Source organism: Bacillus sp. FDAARGOS_1420 (genome assembly GCF_019344915.1).
Classification (GTDB): Bacteria; Bacillota; Bacilli; order Bacillales; family Bacillaceae_G; genus Bacillus_A; species Bacillus_A mycoides.
This window is the reverse complement of record NZ_JAHWJB010000001.1, coordinates 1,824,125-1,839,952: the sequence shown is the minus strand read 5'-3', so window position 1 is coordinate 1,839,952 and position 15,828 is coordinate 1,824,125. Positions and strand designations below refer to the sequence as shown.

The following is a 15,828-nucleotide window of genomic DNA, read 5'->3' as shown; positions in this document are numbered from 1 at the left end:
GCACCGGTCTCAAAGTTTTTCTTATAATTGTTTTATAATTTCATCCATATTTCCAATATGAACGGGTTGCCACGTTTCTGTACCACGCTCTGCGGTATAGACTAGATAAGCATCATCAGCTACATTTACGAAAATAGGATCCCCCATATCCGTTTCATATCCGATAACAATCCATTCCTCTTTCCATTTTCCACTTTCTTCACTTATTAATGAATTTTTATATTTATCATATCGATAACCGATTTGTCCTTTTTCTAATTCATTTTCGCTAAACACATATATTTCATAGGAACCTAGTTCGATATCTTGCTGTTTTGAAGTTTCAATTCGTTTCAGAAGTTCTACAATTTTTGGTTGTTGTTTCATACGTCTACCCCCTTCTTTTTTCTAAATTTTACCTAATCCACTTTTGAAATACAATATAGATTTCGAGAGGAAACGTTACAATCCTAGGAATTTCGCACAAAAAAATAGCCTCACATATGCGAGACTACTTTTTCTAACATCAATTAAAATTTAAATTCTTGTCCAACTTCAAAGCTATCTTCTAATACAAGAATACCTTTTTCTTCTGGAGCATCTGGAAGCTCTAACTCACGTGCAGAGCAAATCATTCCAGAAGAAGGAACACCGCGAAGTTCAGCTGGTTTAATTAACATACCACTTGGCATTACAGCACCGATTTTTGCAACAACAACTTTTTGTCCTGCGTCAACGTTTGGTGCACCACATACGATTTGTAATGTTTCTGTACCGATTTCTACTGTACAAATGTTTAATTTATCAGCATTTGGATGCTTCTCTTTTTCAGCTACATAGCCTACAACAAATTTCGGCGTGAAATCAGCTTCTACTTTTTCTTCAAAGCCATTCTTCGCTAAAATTCCGTTAATTTTTTCAACAAACTCTTTCGTTAATGTAACGTTTCCGTTGTCTGTTACTTCTACATAAGAAGACGCATTAAAGATGTTGAATCCTGCTGTTACGTTGCTTTCACGATCGTATACGCGAGCAACATCTCCTTTGCGGTCAAATGTACGGTTTTCTAAAGTAATATCTTGTAAGGTAACAATTAAAGTGTCACCAATTCCTTCAAGGTTGTAAAAAACGTTCACTTCGTTCATCCTTTCTCTTTTCCATCTGTCTTCTTCCGATTCTTCGCTAAAATAAAGATTGGTTCGAAGTCCCCATCTTCATATACGAATGAAAGTGATGTAATCGGAACATGCCCTTCGGCAAAAAATTTCATTGTCATTTGTGCAATAATATCATAACCGATTTCGTTGACGATATCAGCAATAATTAATACATCTTGGTGAGGAACTGCAACAACCATATCACCAGAGATCTTTTCACGCATCGAGTGTAGTAACGATTCGTTTAAAATACGACTCGCATCGTATCCATCATTTGTGTTTAAAAAGTAGAATGTATTACCTGCTACTGTCTCCTGCTTAAATTCATAGCCTAATGAGCGAGCATTAAATAATGCCATTTCACGTACTTGTTCCTCTGTAAGCTCTAATTTTTGCAATAAGCGCTCATCAATTAATCGATACGTTTTATTAGAATCTAGCGCATAGTAAATACGTGTTTCCGCCGTATGGTCCGTCATAATAAACGGATTTCCTTCTTCTGATTGTTTCGGGAAAGAAGTAGAGCGAATAACAGGTAAAATTTTCGCCGTGCTATTTTCTTCTTTATGCATTGCAATTAGCGCTTCTTGTACGTAATAAGCGACCTCTTCAATTGCTTTTTCTTTGTTCACTTCCCATTTTGCAACTACTCCTGGAAGTGATACGTTAATACCTTTTTTCGAGTCTGTTTGTTCAATACGAAGAACTTCTTTCTCGCTATCATAATGAAAGTCCCATTCTGGTCGAGATAATTTCTTCATTAACTCGTCTTTCATCTTTTTACTTGTCATTTTCATCTCTTTTTCCTCCCTTCCAAAAAAATAACCTCCCCCGCGAAGGTAGAGGTTGTTTCTACAATTCAATTGGCTAATTGTCTTATTTTAAACCTTCAATAAACTCTTCGATTTGCTCTTGTGTTTTACGATCTTTATTTACATAGCGTCCAGTTTCTTCACCTTTATTGTACGCTACAAAGCTTGGAATGCCAAATACGTCTACTTTCACGCATAAATCAATAAATTCATCACGATCTACATAGTAAAATGAGAAATCACTATACTTCTCTTCTACTTCTGGCATAAATGGATCAACGAAACGGCAATCTGGGCACCATTCTGCTGAGAACATGAAGACTACATTCTCTTCATTTTTTAATTCTTGGAATTGTTCCATGCTTTCTAATGATTTCATCTATATTTCCTCCTCTAACGAGTGCACTTTTTCACACTATAATCTTTTCTTTATACTACCATACATCGCGCATGGTGCAAGGTTTATGCTTGCTTTTCATCATACTTATATTGCCCAACAAGTAACTTAACAACGTGTACAAATAATTCCGTTCGGTCGACATAATCATCTGTAAAAATACCGATAGCACCTTCGTGACTACGAATATCTTTTCGCTCTACAAACTCTTCCATCACTTCACTTAGCTCTTTTCCTTCTTCAAGCGGTGCTAAAAAATCGTCTGGTAACTTAATACGCGCCCCGCCCGCAACAAATGTTTTACCTTCAATCGTCGCTAAAGCACCCCAGTTACACATAAATAACCCATGCTCCGTTTTCATAACGCCGCCTTCTAACCCAATGCCGATATGAGCTTTACCTTCCTGCAATGCTCTCTTCGCTCTATTTACTGCTCCTTGCATCGTCTCTTCATCTGAAAAAGGCTGATTTGCTACTCCTGATGGAACAGAAAGAGATGTAATTTCAGCATCTTCCCAAACCTTCTCCACAGCCCCAACCTTCGTCTTATTCTTCGATCCAACTACTACCTTCATTTCATTCACCTCTATATAAATTCATACTCATATTCCTTCTACATTCAAACTTTTCACTTTCACAACTTCGGGACTCAAACGTTAAAATAGATCATACTCTCACTATCTATTCGGAGTGAGCACCGATTAAGCACTAACCGCTACCACTCATCGCTGGGCCCTCTCTCCCACCTAAAAAAAGAAAGGTTTTCCAAAAACAGCCTTCCTCCCTCTTCCTATCCGGGGTCTTAATACATCATTCGAGCACCAACTAGGCACTGACCGCTCCCATTCATCGCTGAGCCCTCTCTCCCACCTAAAAAAAGAAAAGGTTTTCCAAAAACAGCCTTCCTCTCGCTTCCTATCCGGGGTTTAAACACATCATTCGAGCACCAATTAAGCACTAACCGCCACCACTCATCGCTGGGCCATCTCTCCTACCTAAAAAAAGAAAGGCTCTTCAGCCCTTCTTCCTCTTTACGCGTTATTCTTAATTGTCTCTAACGTCGTTTTGTCCGTCGCTCTCACAAGCTTCGTAATTAATTCCTTCGCTGCCGCATAATCATCAACATGTAAAATAGAAGCATGTGTATGAATGTAGCGTGCACAAACACCAATTACTGCTGATGGGATACCAGAGTTACTTGTATGCACACGGCCCGCATCTGTACCACCTTGTGAAATAAAGTATTGGTACGGAATGTTATGTGTTTCTGCTGTATCTAAAATGAATTCGCGCATTCCTCTATGTGTTACCATTGTACGGTCATAAATACGAAGAAGAGCGCCTTTTCCTAATTGACCGAACTGCGTCTTATCACCAGATGCATCATTTGCTGGACTTGCATCAAGCGCATAGAAAATATCTGGTTGAATCATATTTGCAGCAGTTTGTGCTCCGCGAAGACCCACTTCTTCTTGTACAGTCGCACCAGAGTATAATGTGTTTGGTAATGTTTCATCTTTTAATTCTTTTAGCAATTCGATAGCAAGGCCACATCCATAGCGGTTGTCCCAAGCTTTCGCCATAATTTTCTTTTCATTTGCCATTGGCGTGAATGGGCAGATTGGAACGATTTGTTGCCCTGGCTTTATGCCAATTTCAATCGCATCTTCATAACTATCTGCACCTATATCAATTAACATATTTTTTATATCCATCGGTTTTGCACGTTGCGCATCACTTAATAAATGAGGAGGAATGGAACCAACAACCCCAATAACAGGACCATTCTTCGTCATAACTTGTACACGCTGAGCTAATAGTACTTGGCTCCACCAGCCACCTAACGTTTGAAAACGAAGCATCCCATTTTTCGTAATTTGCGTAACCATGAAACCTACTTCATCCATATGACCTGCTACAAGAACGCGCGGGCCAGTTTCGTCCCCTTTTTTCAGGCCAAATACGCTACCTAAACCGTCTTGCACAATCTCATCAGCATATTTGCTTAATTCTTGCTTCATAAAACTGCGCACATCATGTTCAAAACCTGATGTACCTTGTAATTCTGTTAACGTACGAAATAATTGTAATGTCTCTTTATTCACGAAGTCCCCTTCTTTCAAACCTTAGTAGAATACCTCTTTTATTGTAACGAAATTTTCGAAATGTTTCTAGTTTCTTCTTTTTTAGTTGCATTTGCATTATAATTATCATTGGTACACTATTTTTATTTTACAGAATTGAGGTGAATATATGAGCTGGAAAGGTTTAGTCACAGGTCTTGGCGTTGGGTTCGCAGCTGGTTATTTCGTTGCAAACAAAGTACAAGAACAATCCCATATTTCTTCAGAAAAAGCATTGAAAATGGTGAAACAAGCATTAAGTCATAAAGGTGAAATTACTGGCTCTTGGGTACATATGGTTCCAGAGGCATTTGAAAAATATGATGTCGCGTACGAAGTTTATCGCGGCGGTCTTACAACGATGTTAGATGAAATACAAGAACGATTTGAATTTTTAGTTGATGCTAAAACAGGTACTGTTTTAGAGGTTATAGCAGCATAAAAAGAGGTTTTCCATTAGGTGAACCTCTTTTTTTTTAGAATTACCAACAAAAGCTGATAATAACAGCAATACATAATAAGTGGAGATTGTTCCAATAAATATTTTTGGACACCTTCCTCTTATTAATATTAAGCTTCTATATTTGTTTTTCTCTCTATCTTTTCCACTATATGCCCTTCCTCATTCCACTTTACTGCACGGTAATATGCATCATGATAAAAAGTAAACCACGCCTCTTTTTCAGCACCATACTTCATCCATTTTTGTTTATGTTCAATCGATGTCATTGGATAGTCATCATATGCCATTACCCATAATACATTTTGATGTGCATACGTCGGTAAAATGTCCGCTAAATGAAGCATCGTTTCACCCTGACTTTCAAGGACGACAACAGCATGTCCATCGCTATGACCACCCGTATGCACCATCTTTATTTCATCCGTAATTTCTATTTCTTGCCTGAACGTAACAATCTTATCAACGATTGGCTCCCAATTTTCCTTCCAATATGTATTACGCGATCTAACATTCGGATTTTTCATTTCATTCCATTCAGTCTCACTTACATAAATCGTTGCGTTCGGAAACGCCGGAACAAGGTGATTTCCCTCCCATTTTGTTAAACCAGATGCATGGTCAAAATGAAGATGCGTCATTAAGACGTAATGAATATCTTCATTATGCAGTCCCAATTTTTCTAAAGATTCCTTAACTGCTGATTCTTCTGTTACACCTTGATTCCGCTTCATTTTCTCATTCAATTTACCATTCCCTATCCCTGAATCAATAAGCATGTTTCCTTCTTTCGTTTGTAAGAGTAACGGATCTGTTCGTAAATAAATATGATTTGTATCATTATGTTTATATTTTCGTGACCAAAGTACTTTTGGCACAACTCCAAACATCGCGCCTCCATCTAAATGTGTATTCCCACCTTTTAGCCACGTCACTTTTATATTTCCAATTTGCAACTGTTCCATATCCCATCCCCCTTTTTTATTTAATTTTAACATAATATTCCGATTATTTTTCATATAAAAAACCTATGCATTACTGCATAGGCTCCGTACGATATTTTGCTTCAACTCGATAAATACGATGACCTTTACTAGAGAATTTCTCTTCGTATTCTGTCATAATGTTTCCTTCATAATCACTATTATGAAGATCTAGGCTAAGGTAAGTTAATAACATACCATACTCAGCCATACTCATAAGAGAATATTCAAATAATCCCTGGTTATCAGTTTTGAAATGAATTTCTCCGCCATCTACTAACACTTCTTCATAATTGCGTAAAAATGTTTTATACGTTAAACGACGCTTCGTATGACGATTCTTCGGCCATGGATCTGAGAAGTTTAAATAAACGCGGTCAATTTCACCTTTCGCAAAGAAAACTGTTAAATCTTCAGCATCTTTATTAATTAACTTTAAGTTCGGTACTTCTTCTTCAATTAATTTATCAAGTGCATCTACAACAACACTTGTGAATTTTTCAATTCCAATATAGTTAATATGCGGATTTGCTTTTGCCATATCATACATAAAGCGGCCACGTCCTGTACCTACTTCAATATGAATTGGCTGTTCATTTCCAAATATTTCTTTCCAGTTACCAGCGCTCTCCTCTGGGTTTCCAATTACGATATGTGAATACTCATTAATTCGATCCATTGCATAAGGCTTATGTCTTAAACGCATAGATGTCTCCCTCTCTTTACAAAACTATTTTAAAGGAAAAATTCCTTCTTTCTGTTTTAATCAATCTATCAAACAAAAAACCAAGTACGTACGAGCACTCGGTCCGTTTCTTTCAAGTATAAGATGTACCATTTTGATAAAAACTACATAAAGCATTAAACATTCCATGACGAAATAGCTTTTTCTCTTACATTTCTAGGGAGAGAAAAACACTCGAAAGGATGATCCGTTCATGCCAATTAATCAACAGCATCAATTAGAAGTGTTAAAAGATATTTTAATCAACCATCAAAGTGATTGCTGTGGGACAGTTTCTGAATGCGAGCAATTAGAGCGACTCATTCAATCGTTACTCGCAAACGATAGTATAAGTAGTGACACTAAAGTAATGCTAAACGATGTATATTCTTATAGTCAATCGGGTAAATCTTCCTCTAATTTGGACAACCATATTTCCAATAATCAAGAACAACTTACTCAGTGGATTGCTGGAATGGACAATTTTTCTTAAGTATTATTCTGAAGCAAGTAGTTGCTGTAAATATTGATGCCAATATTTAGCTTCTGCTTGCTGCTTTTTTGTTGTGTGCCATTGCATAGATAAAATCGTTTGTGCTATCACATACCATCTCATACGCCTAAGCAATGATTCATCTAGTTCAATCTCATAATATCCGAGCCACTCACTCCATTCGTGGCGTGGAATATACCAATATAATAACATACCAAGATCTAAAGCTGGGTCAGCAATAACAGCCCCATCCCAATCAATTAAAAACAATTCATCTTCGTCCGACAATATCCAATTGTTATGGTTTACATCACAATGGCATACAACGAATTCATTGTACTCAATATCTTTTAATGACTCCGTTAAATATTGAAGACCTTGCTGAATTGTTTCATCAACTCTTATATCTCCTCTTAAAACGAGCTGTAATTGTTGTAATAACTCTTGCGCATGAAGCGGCTGCTTTCCTAGCCTTTGAATCATCTGCACAAGCGCTTTAGAGGAGTGTATTTTCTTCAAAAGTTTCGCAACACGTTCTAGTTTCATATCCTCTGGCTCTAACTTCTGTCCCGGAAGCCATTTTTGAGCAGAAATTACATCACCGTTCGTTACCCTTCTTGTCCAAAGTAATTTTGGAACAATTCCTTCTGCTGACAATACCGCTAAAAAGGGCGATGTATTCCGCTTTAAAAATAACTTTTGTTGTCCGTTTTGCGCAATATATGCATCGCCCGTTACTCCACCAGCCGGTATAAGACTCCACTCTTTTCCTAATAATTGTTCCAACCATTCCATATTCATTACCCGTTAACAAATCCTTATCTTTTATAGTTATGAAAAGAAAAACCGCAACATTTCTACACATGTTGTGGATTCATATATTTTACTGTATTTGAATGAAAAAACTTGGCATAAGCCGAAAACAGGATAAATCACCTGTTCTTCTAGTTTATTTTACAAAATCAATCATAGAATGACAACTTATGAAAATCGTCACCTTTGTCAATTCTACATTTATTACATTCTCATCGTCAAGTAGCGATTTGTCACATTATCGTCAATATATACGTGCTAATTGGAGCCAATTGAAGTTCCTTTCCTCTAAATGAAGAAATTGGCTCTATTTTCGCTTGCTTTTCGTTTACTAACACATGCCACGTTTCTTCTTTTGGAAGCTGCACCGTTTTAGCTTCCAAACCGCTATTAAATAAAACTACAATCTCTTTCCACGGTCCAAATAATTCTACATGCTCTAGGTGGTATGCCAGTACTTCTGTAGATGTTTGCAAAAAAGTCATATGCGTTTTTATAAGGTCTGCATTTTGTAATCGGAATGCCCCGTGCCCTTTGCGAATCGCAATTAACCCTTTTATATAGTTAACGGTCTCCATCTCTTTCTCTTTTTGATCCCAATCTAATTGATTAATTTCATCATTTGCATTATAACTATTTTCATTCCCTTGCTTCGTACGATAAAACTCTTGCCCCGCATGTAAGAAAGGAATCCCTTGTGAAAGAATAACCATTGCAGTTGCTAAACGATGACGCCTTTTCAAAATTTCTTCTGATTCTGGATTACTTTGCACTAGTTTATCCCACATCGTCATATTGTCATGACATTCTACATAGTTGATGCTTTGTATTGGCTCTAGAAACAATCCTGTTTCTTTCATACTTAAAAGGCTACCAGCTACTATATACTGCAAATGATTACAATCTACATGCCCACCAAATGCAAAGCCACGTTTATTAATATTAAAAGTACTTCCTTTTATTCCATCACGAAATTGATCATTAAACTGTGCGATACATGGCATTTTATTCGCATTATTTAACGTCGCTTTCTCTTCAAGAGGAAGCGGTGTTTGCAAATCCCATCCTTCACCTAATAACAGCGCATCCTGCTTTATTTCTCGTACTTCTTTTTCTAATTCATTCATCGTTTCAACATCTAAAATTCCCATTAAATCAAATCGGAATCCATCAACATTGTATTCAGTAAGCCAATATAAAACAGATTCTATAATAAATTTCCTCATCATTTTCCGTTCAGATGCTATATCATTTCCAACTCCCGTCCCATTAGAAGGCATACCGTCTTCCCCATGACGAAAATAATATCCCGGGACAAGCTTCTCAAATGATGATAATTCTCTTTCATAAACATGATTATATACAACATCTATAATCACCCGGATGCCGTGATCATGAAATGTTTCAATTAGTTGTTTACACTCTACTATCCTGTTATATGGATCAGAAAGGTTTGTAACATAAAATCCTGTTGGTATATTGTAATATAACGGATTATAGCCCCAATTATATGCGGAAGCAGGATTCACTTCATCTACACCACCAAAACAATGTAAAGGTAATAGTTCAACATGTGTAACGCCTAAATCTTTTATATGAGACAATCCTGTTAATGTCCCATTTCGTCCCATTGTCTCTTCTTCCATCAATCCTTTATATGTTCCCTTTTTATTCACTCCACTGTTTGGGTGAATAGTAGCGTCACGAATATGCAGTTCATACAATATGGCATCTGTCATTGACTGTAATGGTGATAATTCTACTCGTTTTGTCACAATCGTTTTTTCCAAATCGATAACGACGCCGTATTTTCCATTTATCGTCGCAGACTTTGCATAAGGGTCAACCGCTTCGTTCCATATTAAATTAATACAAACAAGGAATGTATATCGTGCTCCATCATGATCACCTTGTAATGTATGAATCCACACTCCGTTTTCTTCTCTGTACATTTCATAATCAATATATTCTTTATCACTTTTATAAATCCGTACTTTCGCAAGCCTTGCAGTCGGAGCCCATACTTTAAATATTGTTTCTTCTTTTTTATACACAGCACCTAAGTCGGTACCTTCGTAATAATATTTTTCATCGAAAACTACTGTTCGAATCACAGCGCCTATTTGTAAATCTGTTTCTTCATTCCGTTCATCACGTACTGTATAATACTTCCCCACATCTATCGGCTCTTCTATAAAACATTCATACTTCGTTGCATCTGGAAGAGCAATAGTATGAACAATCGGTAACTCTTTCACATTGCTTCCTTCTTGTAAACGAAATGTCCGGCTTGTTCCATACGCATGCGGGAGCAAAATTGTAATTTTATTCATTTCATCTAAATAGGCATCAAATGGACGTTTTACTTTCAACATAAAAAATCACCATCATTCTTAAAGTTAAAATAAAGTGAAACTTTAATCAGTGGGAAGGCTTTACCCCACTGATTATTAGTTGAACCAATCGGGCCTTTATGGGCAGTAGATCTCCCACCTAGCTTCTTTGCTTTATCCTAATTTTGAGGTGGGAGTCTTACTGCCCGTTAATGCGGGGTGAAACGAGCTGCAAATGATAAGGGGTTTCTTATCAGCGAAGCTCTATACAGTAACACATTATTCCCTATAGTATATTCACCTGTATAAAAAACGTTTTCATACATTCTATTTTTGTAGTTTTATTTCAGTAATCGATTTATACTTCGGCGTTTCCTTAACGTGAGATTCATACAAAGTAATCGTATCTGCTTGAAATGATGTTACAGGTAACTCTTTTACATTTGTCAGATCAAACACTTTTTCTCCTACCCATTTACGCGCAACAGTAATATGTGGATGATAAGGACGTGTCTCTAGAGAGAAGCCATTTTCTTCACAAATTGTATGCACTTGCTTTTGTAAAGTAAACAAATCTTGATTATCACTTATCCCCGCCCAAAATATACGAGGCTGGTCCACCTGTCCGAATGTAGAAAGTCCTTGTAACGTGAACGATAATTCCGTTTTTTCTGTAAGTGTTTGTAATCCATTCTTTATTCCTTCTAACTGTTCCTGCGTCGCACTTCCTAAAAATGAAAGGGTAATATGATAGTCTTCTTCATGTACCCACGAGCGAAATGGTAATTCATCCTTCATTTCCTCTTTATAATTAGAAAGAATTTCTTTTATATGACGTGGTAAAGTTACTGCGACAAAATAATGCGGCACCATCTACATCGTCTCCTTTATGTTATTGTTGCTTTTCTTCCTTATCTCATTCAGCTAAAAAGAATCCGCCCTCTAAAGTAGAGAGCGGTCATTATTTACATATCTTTTATTTCGCTAATTCATGAATTGCCTGAGCATAAATCGCTGTCGCTTTTAATAAATCTTCAATTTCAATGTACTCATCTTTTTGATGCGCAAGTTCTTCTTTTCCTGGGAATAACGGGCCAAATGCAACGCCAGCTTTCAATGAACGAGCATAAGTACCACCGCCAATTGCTAACAATTCAGCTTTTTCACCAGTTTGTTCTTCATATACACGTTGCAAAGTACGAATTAACGTATGATCTTTGTCAACGTGATGCGGGCGAGAGTTAGAATAATCCGCTACTTCAAATCCATGAGTACCAACATATTCTTTTAACTTTGCAATTGTTTCTTCAAAGTTAGTTGTAACTGGATAGCGTACATTTAATCCTAAATTACCACCGTTTTCTTGCGAGTAAGACAAGCGACCAACATTCACTGTTAACGGCCCGCTAATATCATCTTTATAAGAAATACCAGCTTTTTCTCCAATAATATCACCCGTAAATGTTTCTGTTACAAACGAGGCAAATGAAGCCCCTTTTCCATCAAGAGAAACTTTCGTTAAGAAGTTTACCAATAATAAACCTGCATTTTCTCCCTTTTCCGGAGTAGATCCGTGAGCTGAAATCCCTTTGATTTGCAACGTCACCGTCTTTCCTTCTACAAGTGCTTTACCTATTTTTTTAGCAGTTTGTAAATACTCCTCATATGCTACTGTAAGTGTATTTACATCTTCTCCTGTAATAACTGCTTCTGCAAAATCAGGAACCATATTTAAACGACGACCTGACTCAAATGAAATAAGCTTAAATGTGCCTTCTTTCTCTTCGCCACCACTTTGCACAACTTGTATGTCAGAAATTCCTTTTTCCGCATTAATAATCGGAAAATCTGCATCCGGCGCAAAACCGATTGTTGGCATTTCTTCATTTTTAAAATAATGATCTACACACTTCCAATTACTTTCCTCATCGGTTCCTAAAATCATACGAACACGTTTTGAAAGAGGTAAGCCTAATTCTTTAACGATTTTCATCGCATAATAAGCTGCCATCGTCGGCCCTTTATCATCAATTGCACCGCGTGCAAAAATCTTCCCGTCGCGAATATCCGCACTATACGCAGGAGTTGTCCAGCCATCTCCTTCTGGTACAACATCAACGTGACAAAGAATACCTACTAGTTCTTCTCCTTGTCCCATTTCAAGATGACCTGCATATCCTTCTAAATTTTTAGAAGCGAAACCTTCTGCTTCTCCTTTATGTAACATGAAAGATAAGGCTTTTTCTACACCTTCACCAAATGGTGCGCCCTCTTTCGCAGATTCTTCTTCCCATACACTTTTAATTTGTAAAAATTTTTGTGTATCACGAATTAAATCATCTTTTCGTTTTGTAACTTCTTCTGTCCAATTAATCGTCGACATCACGCATCCATCCTTCACTATATTGTCTCTTTCATCATAGCAAACGAAAATCTCTTATGCCATACATGAAAACCTAATAACGGACAATTGCAATATTTCAGATATTTCTTATTAGTTTTTCTTTTATTTTTTTAAAAAAATTTGCAGGAATTTGGCGTTTTACGTAGAAATTTATGAGTTAGTTGACTGACCAGACATAAAATGTCAACTACCAATATTTTTCTATATGAATATTTGTTAAACTTTTGTAAAATTCAAGTAAGTTAAAGCATGAATTTTATCATGTAGAGTACAATGGTAGTAACGACCTTCTTTCCTGAATGGGGTCAAAAAAACTAGTAGAGGAGCGGTTTTCTCTTGAAACCTACAACTACTCGTATGCTAACACGCATTAAATCAATTTATATGTACATCAATGAAAACGGTACGGTAACAACGAAAGACCTTGTAGATGAGTTCGGGATCACACCGCGAACAATACAACGTGATCTAAATGTGTTGCAGTTTAATGAACTCGTGTATAGCCCTTGCCGCGGCAAGTGGACAACGACAGGAAAGAAAGTGAGAATGACCTCATAATAAAAAATAATTGTATGTAAATAAATACATACCCCTTTCTAACTCATTAGAAAGGGGTCTTTTCTATACTTTGAAATTGGCGTTACTTTTCGTTATCTACTTGATACGTCTTTAACATTTCTACTTCTTCATCTGTTAATTCACGATATTGCCCAAGTTCTAACTCTTCATCTAACATTAAAGGTCCCATCTCTGTTCTCTTTAAATAAACTACTTTTTTCCCTACCGCTTCAAACATACGCTTCACTTGATGGAATTTTCCTTCTGTAATAACGAGTTCAATCTCAGAAATATCATCACTTTTTAAAATTGTAAGTTCGCCTGGCTTCGTTTCATAGCCATCTTCTAAAATTACACCTTTAGCGAATTCTATTACATCCTCTTCCGTTACAACACCTGAAATGTGTGCATAATACTTTTTCGGCACATGCTTTTTCGGAGATAATAGTTGATGCGTTAACTTCCCATCATTTGTGATTAATAAGAAACCTTCTGTATCAATATCGAGCCTTCCAACAGGGAATGGATCGAAAATCGCATCTTCTAATTCTAATAAATCTATTACTGTTTCGTGGTTATCATCTTCTGTCGCTGAAATAACACCTTGTGGTTTATGCATCATTAAATAAACAAACTCTTTATATTCCACAACTTCACCGTGAATCATAACCTCTTGCTCTTCTACATTCACATGAAACTTCGCATCTTTCACTGGCGTTCCATCAATCTTCACAACGCCGTCTTTCAGTAATTTCTTTACTTCTTTTCTACTTCCGTGTCCCATATTCGCTAATAATTTATCTAATCTCATGTTCTTCACCTTCTTTATTTATCATAGAAAAGGGGACGTATTTACGCCCCTTTTGATTTCAACTTTATTTTGAATCTACTACCAAGTTTACGCTGGATTTTCTCTAAAGCTTCTCCGCCAAATACTCTTTCTAGTACTCCTGTGCGAATCGCTAACAATCCGTAAACAAGACCACCAATACCTGCACAAATCGCAACTGTAATAAGAGCACCAATACGGCCATCAGGCGAAATCATGAAGGATAGAAGCCATTGTGATAGTTTTACAGCAATAACCATTACAAGTGTTAAGACTGCAATTTGGAATGTTCTCTTATATACAACACCAAATGAATAGTGTGCGTGTTTTTTGATTTGTCTATTCGTATACCATACGGAAGCTAAGAAGCCGACTGCAGTAGCCAAGATCGCCCCAACTGTACCGAAATAACGAATAAAGATTACGTTACATGCAAATTTCAAAATAACACCCATCACAAGCGCAATAACCGCATGTTTCTGCTGGTTAATCCCTTGCAGAATTGCTGCTGTTACTGTGAATAAAGCGAATAACAATGCAACTGGCGCATACCACATTAATACTTGTCCACCTAGTGGGTCTGAATCGTAGAAAGCAGTGTAAATCGGATATGCAAGTGTAGAAATACCGACAACTGCTGGCAATGTTAAAAACATATTCGCCTGGAATGTTTGTGTAATTTGTAATTTCAAATAACGGTATTGCTTTTCAGTAAATGACTTTGTAATCGCTGGCACGAGCGTTAAACTAAACGCTGTTGCAAGTGATACTGGAATCATAATTAATTTATGCGTCCACATCGTGAAAATACCGAGTGCTCGCTCTGCGATATCTCCTTGACCAATCGCCTGCATAATAGAGTTAAATGTCAATGTATCAATTTGTTGATATAAAGGAATTGTTAATCCAATTACAACATAAGGGATTGCATATGCAAACAACTCTTTAAACAATTGAGCGGTACTTACCGTCGATTCTGGTACAGTTTGCTCAATTAAATATTGATCTAAATATTTTTTACGTTTTAACCAGTACCAAATTAATACACCAAGTGCTCCAACTGCTGAAACGAACGCAGCGAATGTCGCAACCCCAACTGCCGTTGCTACTGTACCGCCAAGTACTTTAATAACGATGAAACTACCCGCTAATAAAAAGACGATACGAATAATTTGCTCAATAATTTGTGAAACCGTAGTCGGTCCCATCGATTGGTGGCCTTGGAAATAACCACGAATCAAACTTGCTGCCGGCACAACAATAAGCGCAAAACTTACGAGGCGAATAATCGTCGTAACTTCTTCTATCTTATTTTGTAAACTTTGTTTACCAAGCATTGCTTCTGCAAATAATGGTGCGGTCATGTACAGTACTAAGAAGGAAAGAACTCCTGTTACTATCATCATAACCATTCCCGAGCGGAACATTCTCCGACTCGTTTTATAATCCCCAAGTGCATTATATTTGGAAACAAACTTAGAAACAGCAAGCGGCACTCCTGCCGTTGCGATACTTAAAAATATCGTATATGGAATGTATCCATATGTATAGAGCGTTCCGCCTTCTGTGCCTACTAATGCATGAAACGGAAAAACGTAAATCATGCCTAAGAACTTTACTAAAAATGTCCCTAACGTCACAATAAGCGTTCCGCGCAGAAATTTTGAATCGGACATACGAAAATCCTCCTACATCTACAATAAAGTGAAACTATAATTAGTGGGAGACTCCCCTCCTACTAATCATTCGAGCATTTACGGACC

The 15,828-nt window shown here is 37.0% G+C and carries 17 protein-coding genes; 3 read left to right on the top strand and 14 right to left on the bottom strand.

All coding sequences use genetic code 11. The features are described 5' to 3' along the window. Positions 1-21: 21 nt before the first annotated feature. From I6L50_RS09810 to I6L50_RS09785, 6 genes are all read right to left on the bottom strand, one after another. Complete coding sequence (locus I6L50_RS09810; RefSeq protein WP_219301230.1) at positions 22-366, bottom strand: thiamine transporter; 345 nt, start codon at positions 364-366, stop codon at positions 22-24. A gap of 143 nt (positions 367-509) precedes the next feature. Beyond that, positions 510-1,124 (bottom strand): YtpR family tRNA-binding protein, encoded by a 615-nt coding sequence (gene ytpR / locus I6L50_RS09805; RefSeq protein ID WP_002089041.1) that lies wholly within the window; start codon positions 1,122-1,124, stop codon positions 510-512. Next, entirely contained in the window at positions 1,121-1,933 is an 813-nt protein-coding gene (locus I6L50_RS09800; protein WP_002129459.1) for a DUF1444 domain-containing protein, read from the bottom strand. Before I6L50_RS09800 ends, ytpR begins: the two co-directional genes overlap by 4 nt. 79 nt (positions 1,934-2,012) lie before the next feature. After that, on the bottom strand, positions 2,013-2,327 hold the full coding sequence (locus I6L50_RS09795; RefSeq protein ID WP_002015619.1) for a thioredoxin family protein: 315 nt from the start codon (positions 2,325-2,327) through the stop codon (positions 2,013-2,015). Between the two features lie 83 nt (positions 2,328-2,410). Then, positions 2,411-2,920 (bottom strand): DUF84 family protein, encoded by a 510-nt coding sequence (locus tag I6L50_RS09790; RefSeq protein WP_219301229.1) that lies wholly within the window; start codon positions 2,918-2,920, stop codon positions 2,411-2,413. A 456-nt stretch (positions 2,921-3,376) separates the two neighbouring features. Beyond that, entirely contained in the window at positions 3,377-4,450 is a 1,074-nt protein-coding gene (locus I6L50_RS09785) for a M42 family metallopeptidase (protein ID WP_078184718.1), read from the bottom strand. A gap of 148 nt (positions 4,451-4,598) precedes the next feature. Between I6L50_RS09785 and I6L50_RS09780 the strand changes: the two genes are divergently transcribed. Further along, positions 4,599-4,910: a PepSY domain-containing protein gene (locus I6L50_RS09780; RefSeq protein ID WP_002015622.1), complete on the top strand. Its 312-nt coding sequence runs from the start codon at positions 4,599-4,601 to the stop codon at positions 4,908-4,910. Positions 4,911-5,038: 128 nt separating this feature from the next. On the opposite strand, the gene I6L50_RS09775 is transcribed toward I6L50_RS09780, so the two are convergent. Both I6L50_RS09775 and trmB read right to left on the bottom strand, forming a co-directional pair. After that, the gene (locus I6L50_RS09775) at positions 5,039-5,893 is read right to left on the bottom strand and encodes a YtnP family quorum-quenching lactonase (protein WP_444992383.1); all 855 of its coding nucleotides are present in this window, start codon (positions 5,891-5,893) and stop codon (positions 5,039-5,041) included. 70 nt (positions 5,894-5,963) lie between these two features. Beyond that, on the bottom strand, positions 5,964-6,617 hold the full coding sequence (gene trmB / locus I6L50_RS09770) for a tRNA (guanosine(46)-N7)-methyltransferase TrmB (RefSeq protein ID WP_002138679.1): 654 nt from the start codon (positions 6,615-6,617) through the stop codon (positions 5,964-5,966). A 232-nt stretch (positions 6,618-6,849) separates the two neighbouring features. Here trmB and I6L50_RS09765 point away from each other — a divergent pair, with 232 nt between their 5' ends. Beyond that, positions 6,850-7,128, top strand: coding sequence for a YtzH-like family protein (locus I6L50_RS09765; protein ID WP_002015625.1), 279 nt, complete (start codon positions 6,850-6,852; stop codon positions 7,126-7,128). Positions 7,129-7,131: 3 nt separating this feature from the next. On the opposite strand, the gene I6L50_RS09760 is transcribed toward I6L50_RS09765, so the two are convergent. The 4 genes from I6L50_RS09760 to pepV form a co-directional block, all read right to left on the bottom strand. Then, entirely contained in the window at positions 7,132-7,929 is a 798-nt protein-coding gene (locus tag I6L50_RS09760) for a phosphotransferase family protein (protein ID WP_131246861.1), read from the bottom strand. A 245-nt stretch (positions 7,930-8,174) separates the two neighbouring features. Beyond that, positions 8,175-10,316: a type I pullulanase gene (pulA, locus tag I6L50_RS09755; RefSeq protein WP_219301228.1), complete on the bottom strand. Its 2,142-nt coding sequence runs from the start codon at positions 10,314-10,316 to the stop codon at positions 8,175-8,177. A gap of 285 nt (positions 10,317-10,601) precedes the next feature. Then, positions 10,602-11,147, bottom strand: coding sequence for an RNA 2',3'-cyclic phosphodiesterase (thpR, locus tag I6L50_RS09750; RefSeq protein WP_219301227.1), 546 nt, complete (start codon positions 11,145-11,147; stop codon positions 10,602-10,604). Between the two features lie 103 nt (positions 11,148-11,250). Then, positions 11,251-12,657, bottom strand: a complete 1,407-nt coding sequence (pepV, locus tag I6L50_RS09745; RefSeq protein WP_113935761.1) for a dipeptidase PepV — start codon at positions 12,655-12,657, stop codon at positions 11,251-11,253. Between the two features lie 357 nt (positions 12,658-13,014). Between pepV and I6L50_RS09740 the strand changes: the two genes are divergently transcribed. Further along, the gene (locus I6L50_RS09740; RefSeq protein ID WP_000805512.1) at positions 13,015-13,236 is read left to right on the top strand and encodes a DeoR family transcriptional regulator; all 222 of its coding nucleotides are present in this window, start codon (positions 13,015-13,017) and stop codon (positions 13,234-13,236) included. Between the two features lie 82 nt (positions 13,237-13,318). Here I6L50_RS09740 and I6L50_RS09735 read toward each other — a convergent pair whose 3' ends face one another. After that, complete coding sequence (locus I6L50_RS09735) at positions 13,319-14,047, bottom strand: pseudouridine synthase (RefSeq protein WP_002034388.1); 729 nt, start codon at positions 14,045-14,047, stop codon at positions 13,319-13,321. Positions 14,048-14,088: 41 nt separating this feature from the next. Continuing rightward, positions 14,089-15,741 carry a putative polysaccharide biosynthesis protein gene (locus tag I6L50_RS09730; RefSeq protein ID WP_002089053.1) on the bottom strand — a complete coding sequence of 551 codons (1,653 nt, stop codon included), beginning with the start codon at positions 15,739-15,741 and terminating at the stop codon, positions 14,089-14,091. Positions 15,742-15,828 lie beyond the last annotated feature (87 nt).

Coding starts and splice junctions, on each gene's coding strand:
- I6L50_RS09810 (WP_219301230.1), bottom strand. CDS start 366: ATGAAACAACAACCAAAAATTGTAGAACTTCTGAAACGAATTGAAACT.
- ytpR (WP_002089041.1), bottom strand. CDS start 1,124: ATGAACGAAGTGAACGTTTTTTACAACCTTGAAGGAATTGGTGACACT.
- I6L50_RS09800 (WP_002129459.1), bottom strand. CDS start 1,933: ATGAAAATGACAAGTAAAAAGATGAAAGACGAGTTAATGAAGAAATTA.
- I6L50_RS09795 (WP_002015619.1), bottom strand. CDS start 2,327: ATGAAATCATTAGAAAGCATGGAACAATTCCAAGAATTAAAAAATGAA.
- I6L50_RS09790 (WP_219301229.1), bottom strand. CDS start 2,920: ATGAAGGTAGTAGTTGGATCGAAGAATAAGACGAAGGTTGGGGCTGTG.
- I6L50_RS09780 (WP_002015622.1), top strand. CDS start 4,599: ATGAGCTGGAAAGGTTTAGTCACAGGTCTTGGCGTTGGGTTCGCAGCT.
- I6L50_RS09775 (WP_444992383.1), bottom strand. CDS start 5,893: ATGGAACAGTTGCAAATTGGAAATATAAAAGTGACGTGGCTAAAAGGT.
- trmB (WP_002138679.1), bottom strand. CDS start 6,617: ATGCGTTTAAGACATAAGCCTTATGCAATGGATCGAATTAATGAGTAT.
- I6L50_RS09765 (WP_002015625.1), top strand. CDS start 6,850: ATGCCAATTAATCAACAGCATCAATTAGAAGTGTTAAAAGATATTTTA.
- I6L50_RS09760 (WP_131246861.1), bottom strand. CDS start 7,929: ATGAATATGGAATGGTTGGAACAATTATTAGGAAAAGAGTGGAGTCTT.
- pulA (WP_219301228.1), bottom strand. CDS start 10,316: ATGTTGAAAGTAAAACGTCCATTTGATGCCTATTTAGATGAAATGAAT.
- thpR (WP_219301227.1), bottom strand. CDS start 11,147: ATGGTGCCGCATTATTTTGTCGCAGTAACTTTACCACGTCATATAAAA.
- pepV (WP_113935761.1), bottom strand. CDS start 12,657: ATGTCGACGATTAATTGGACAGAAGAAGTTACAAAACGAAAAGATGAT.
- I6L50_RS09735 (WP_002034388.1), bottom strand. CDS start 14,047: ATGAGATTAGATAAATTATTAGCGAATATGGGACACGGAAGTAGAAAA.
- I6L50_RS09730 (WP_002089053.1), bottom strand. CDS start 15,741: ATGTCCGATTCAAAATTTCTGCGCGGAACGCTTATTGTGACGTTAGGG.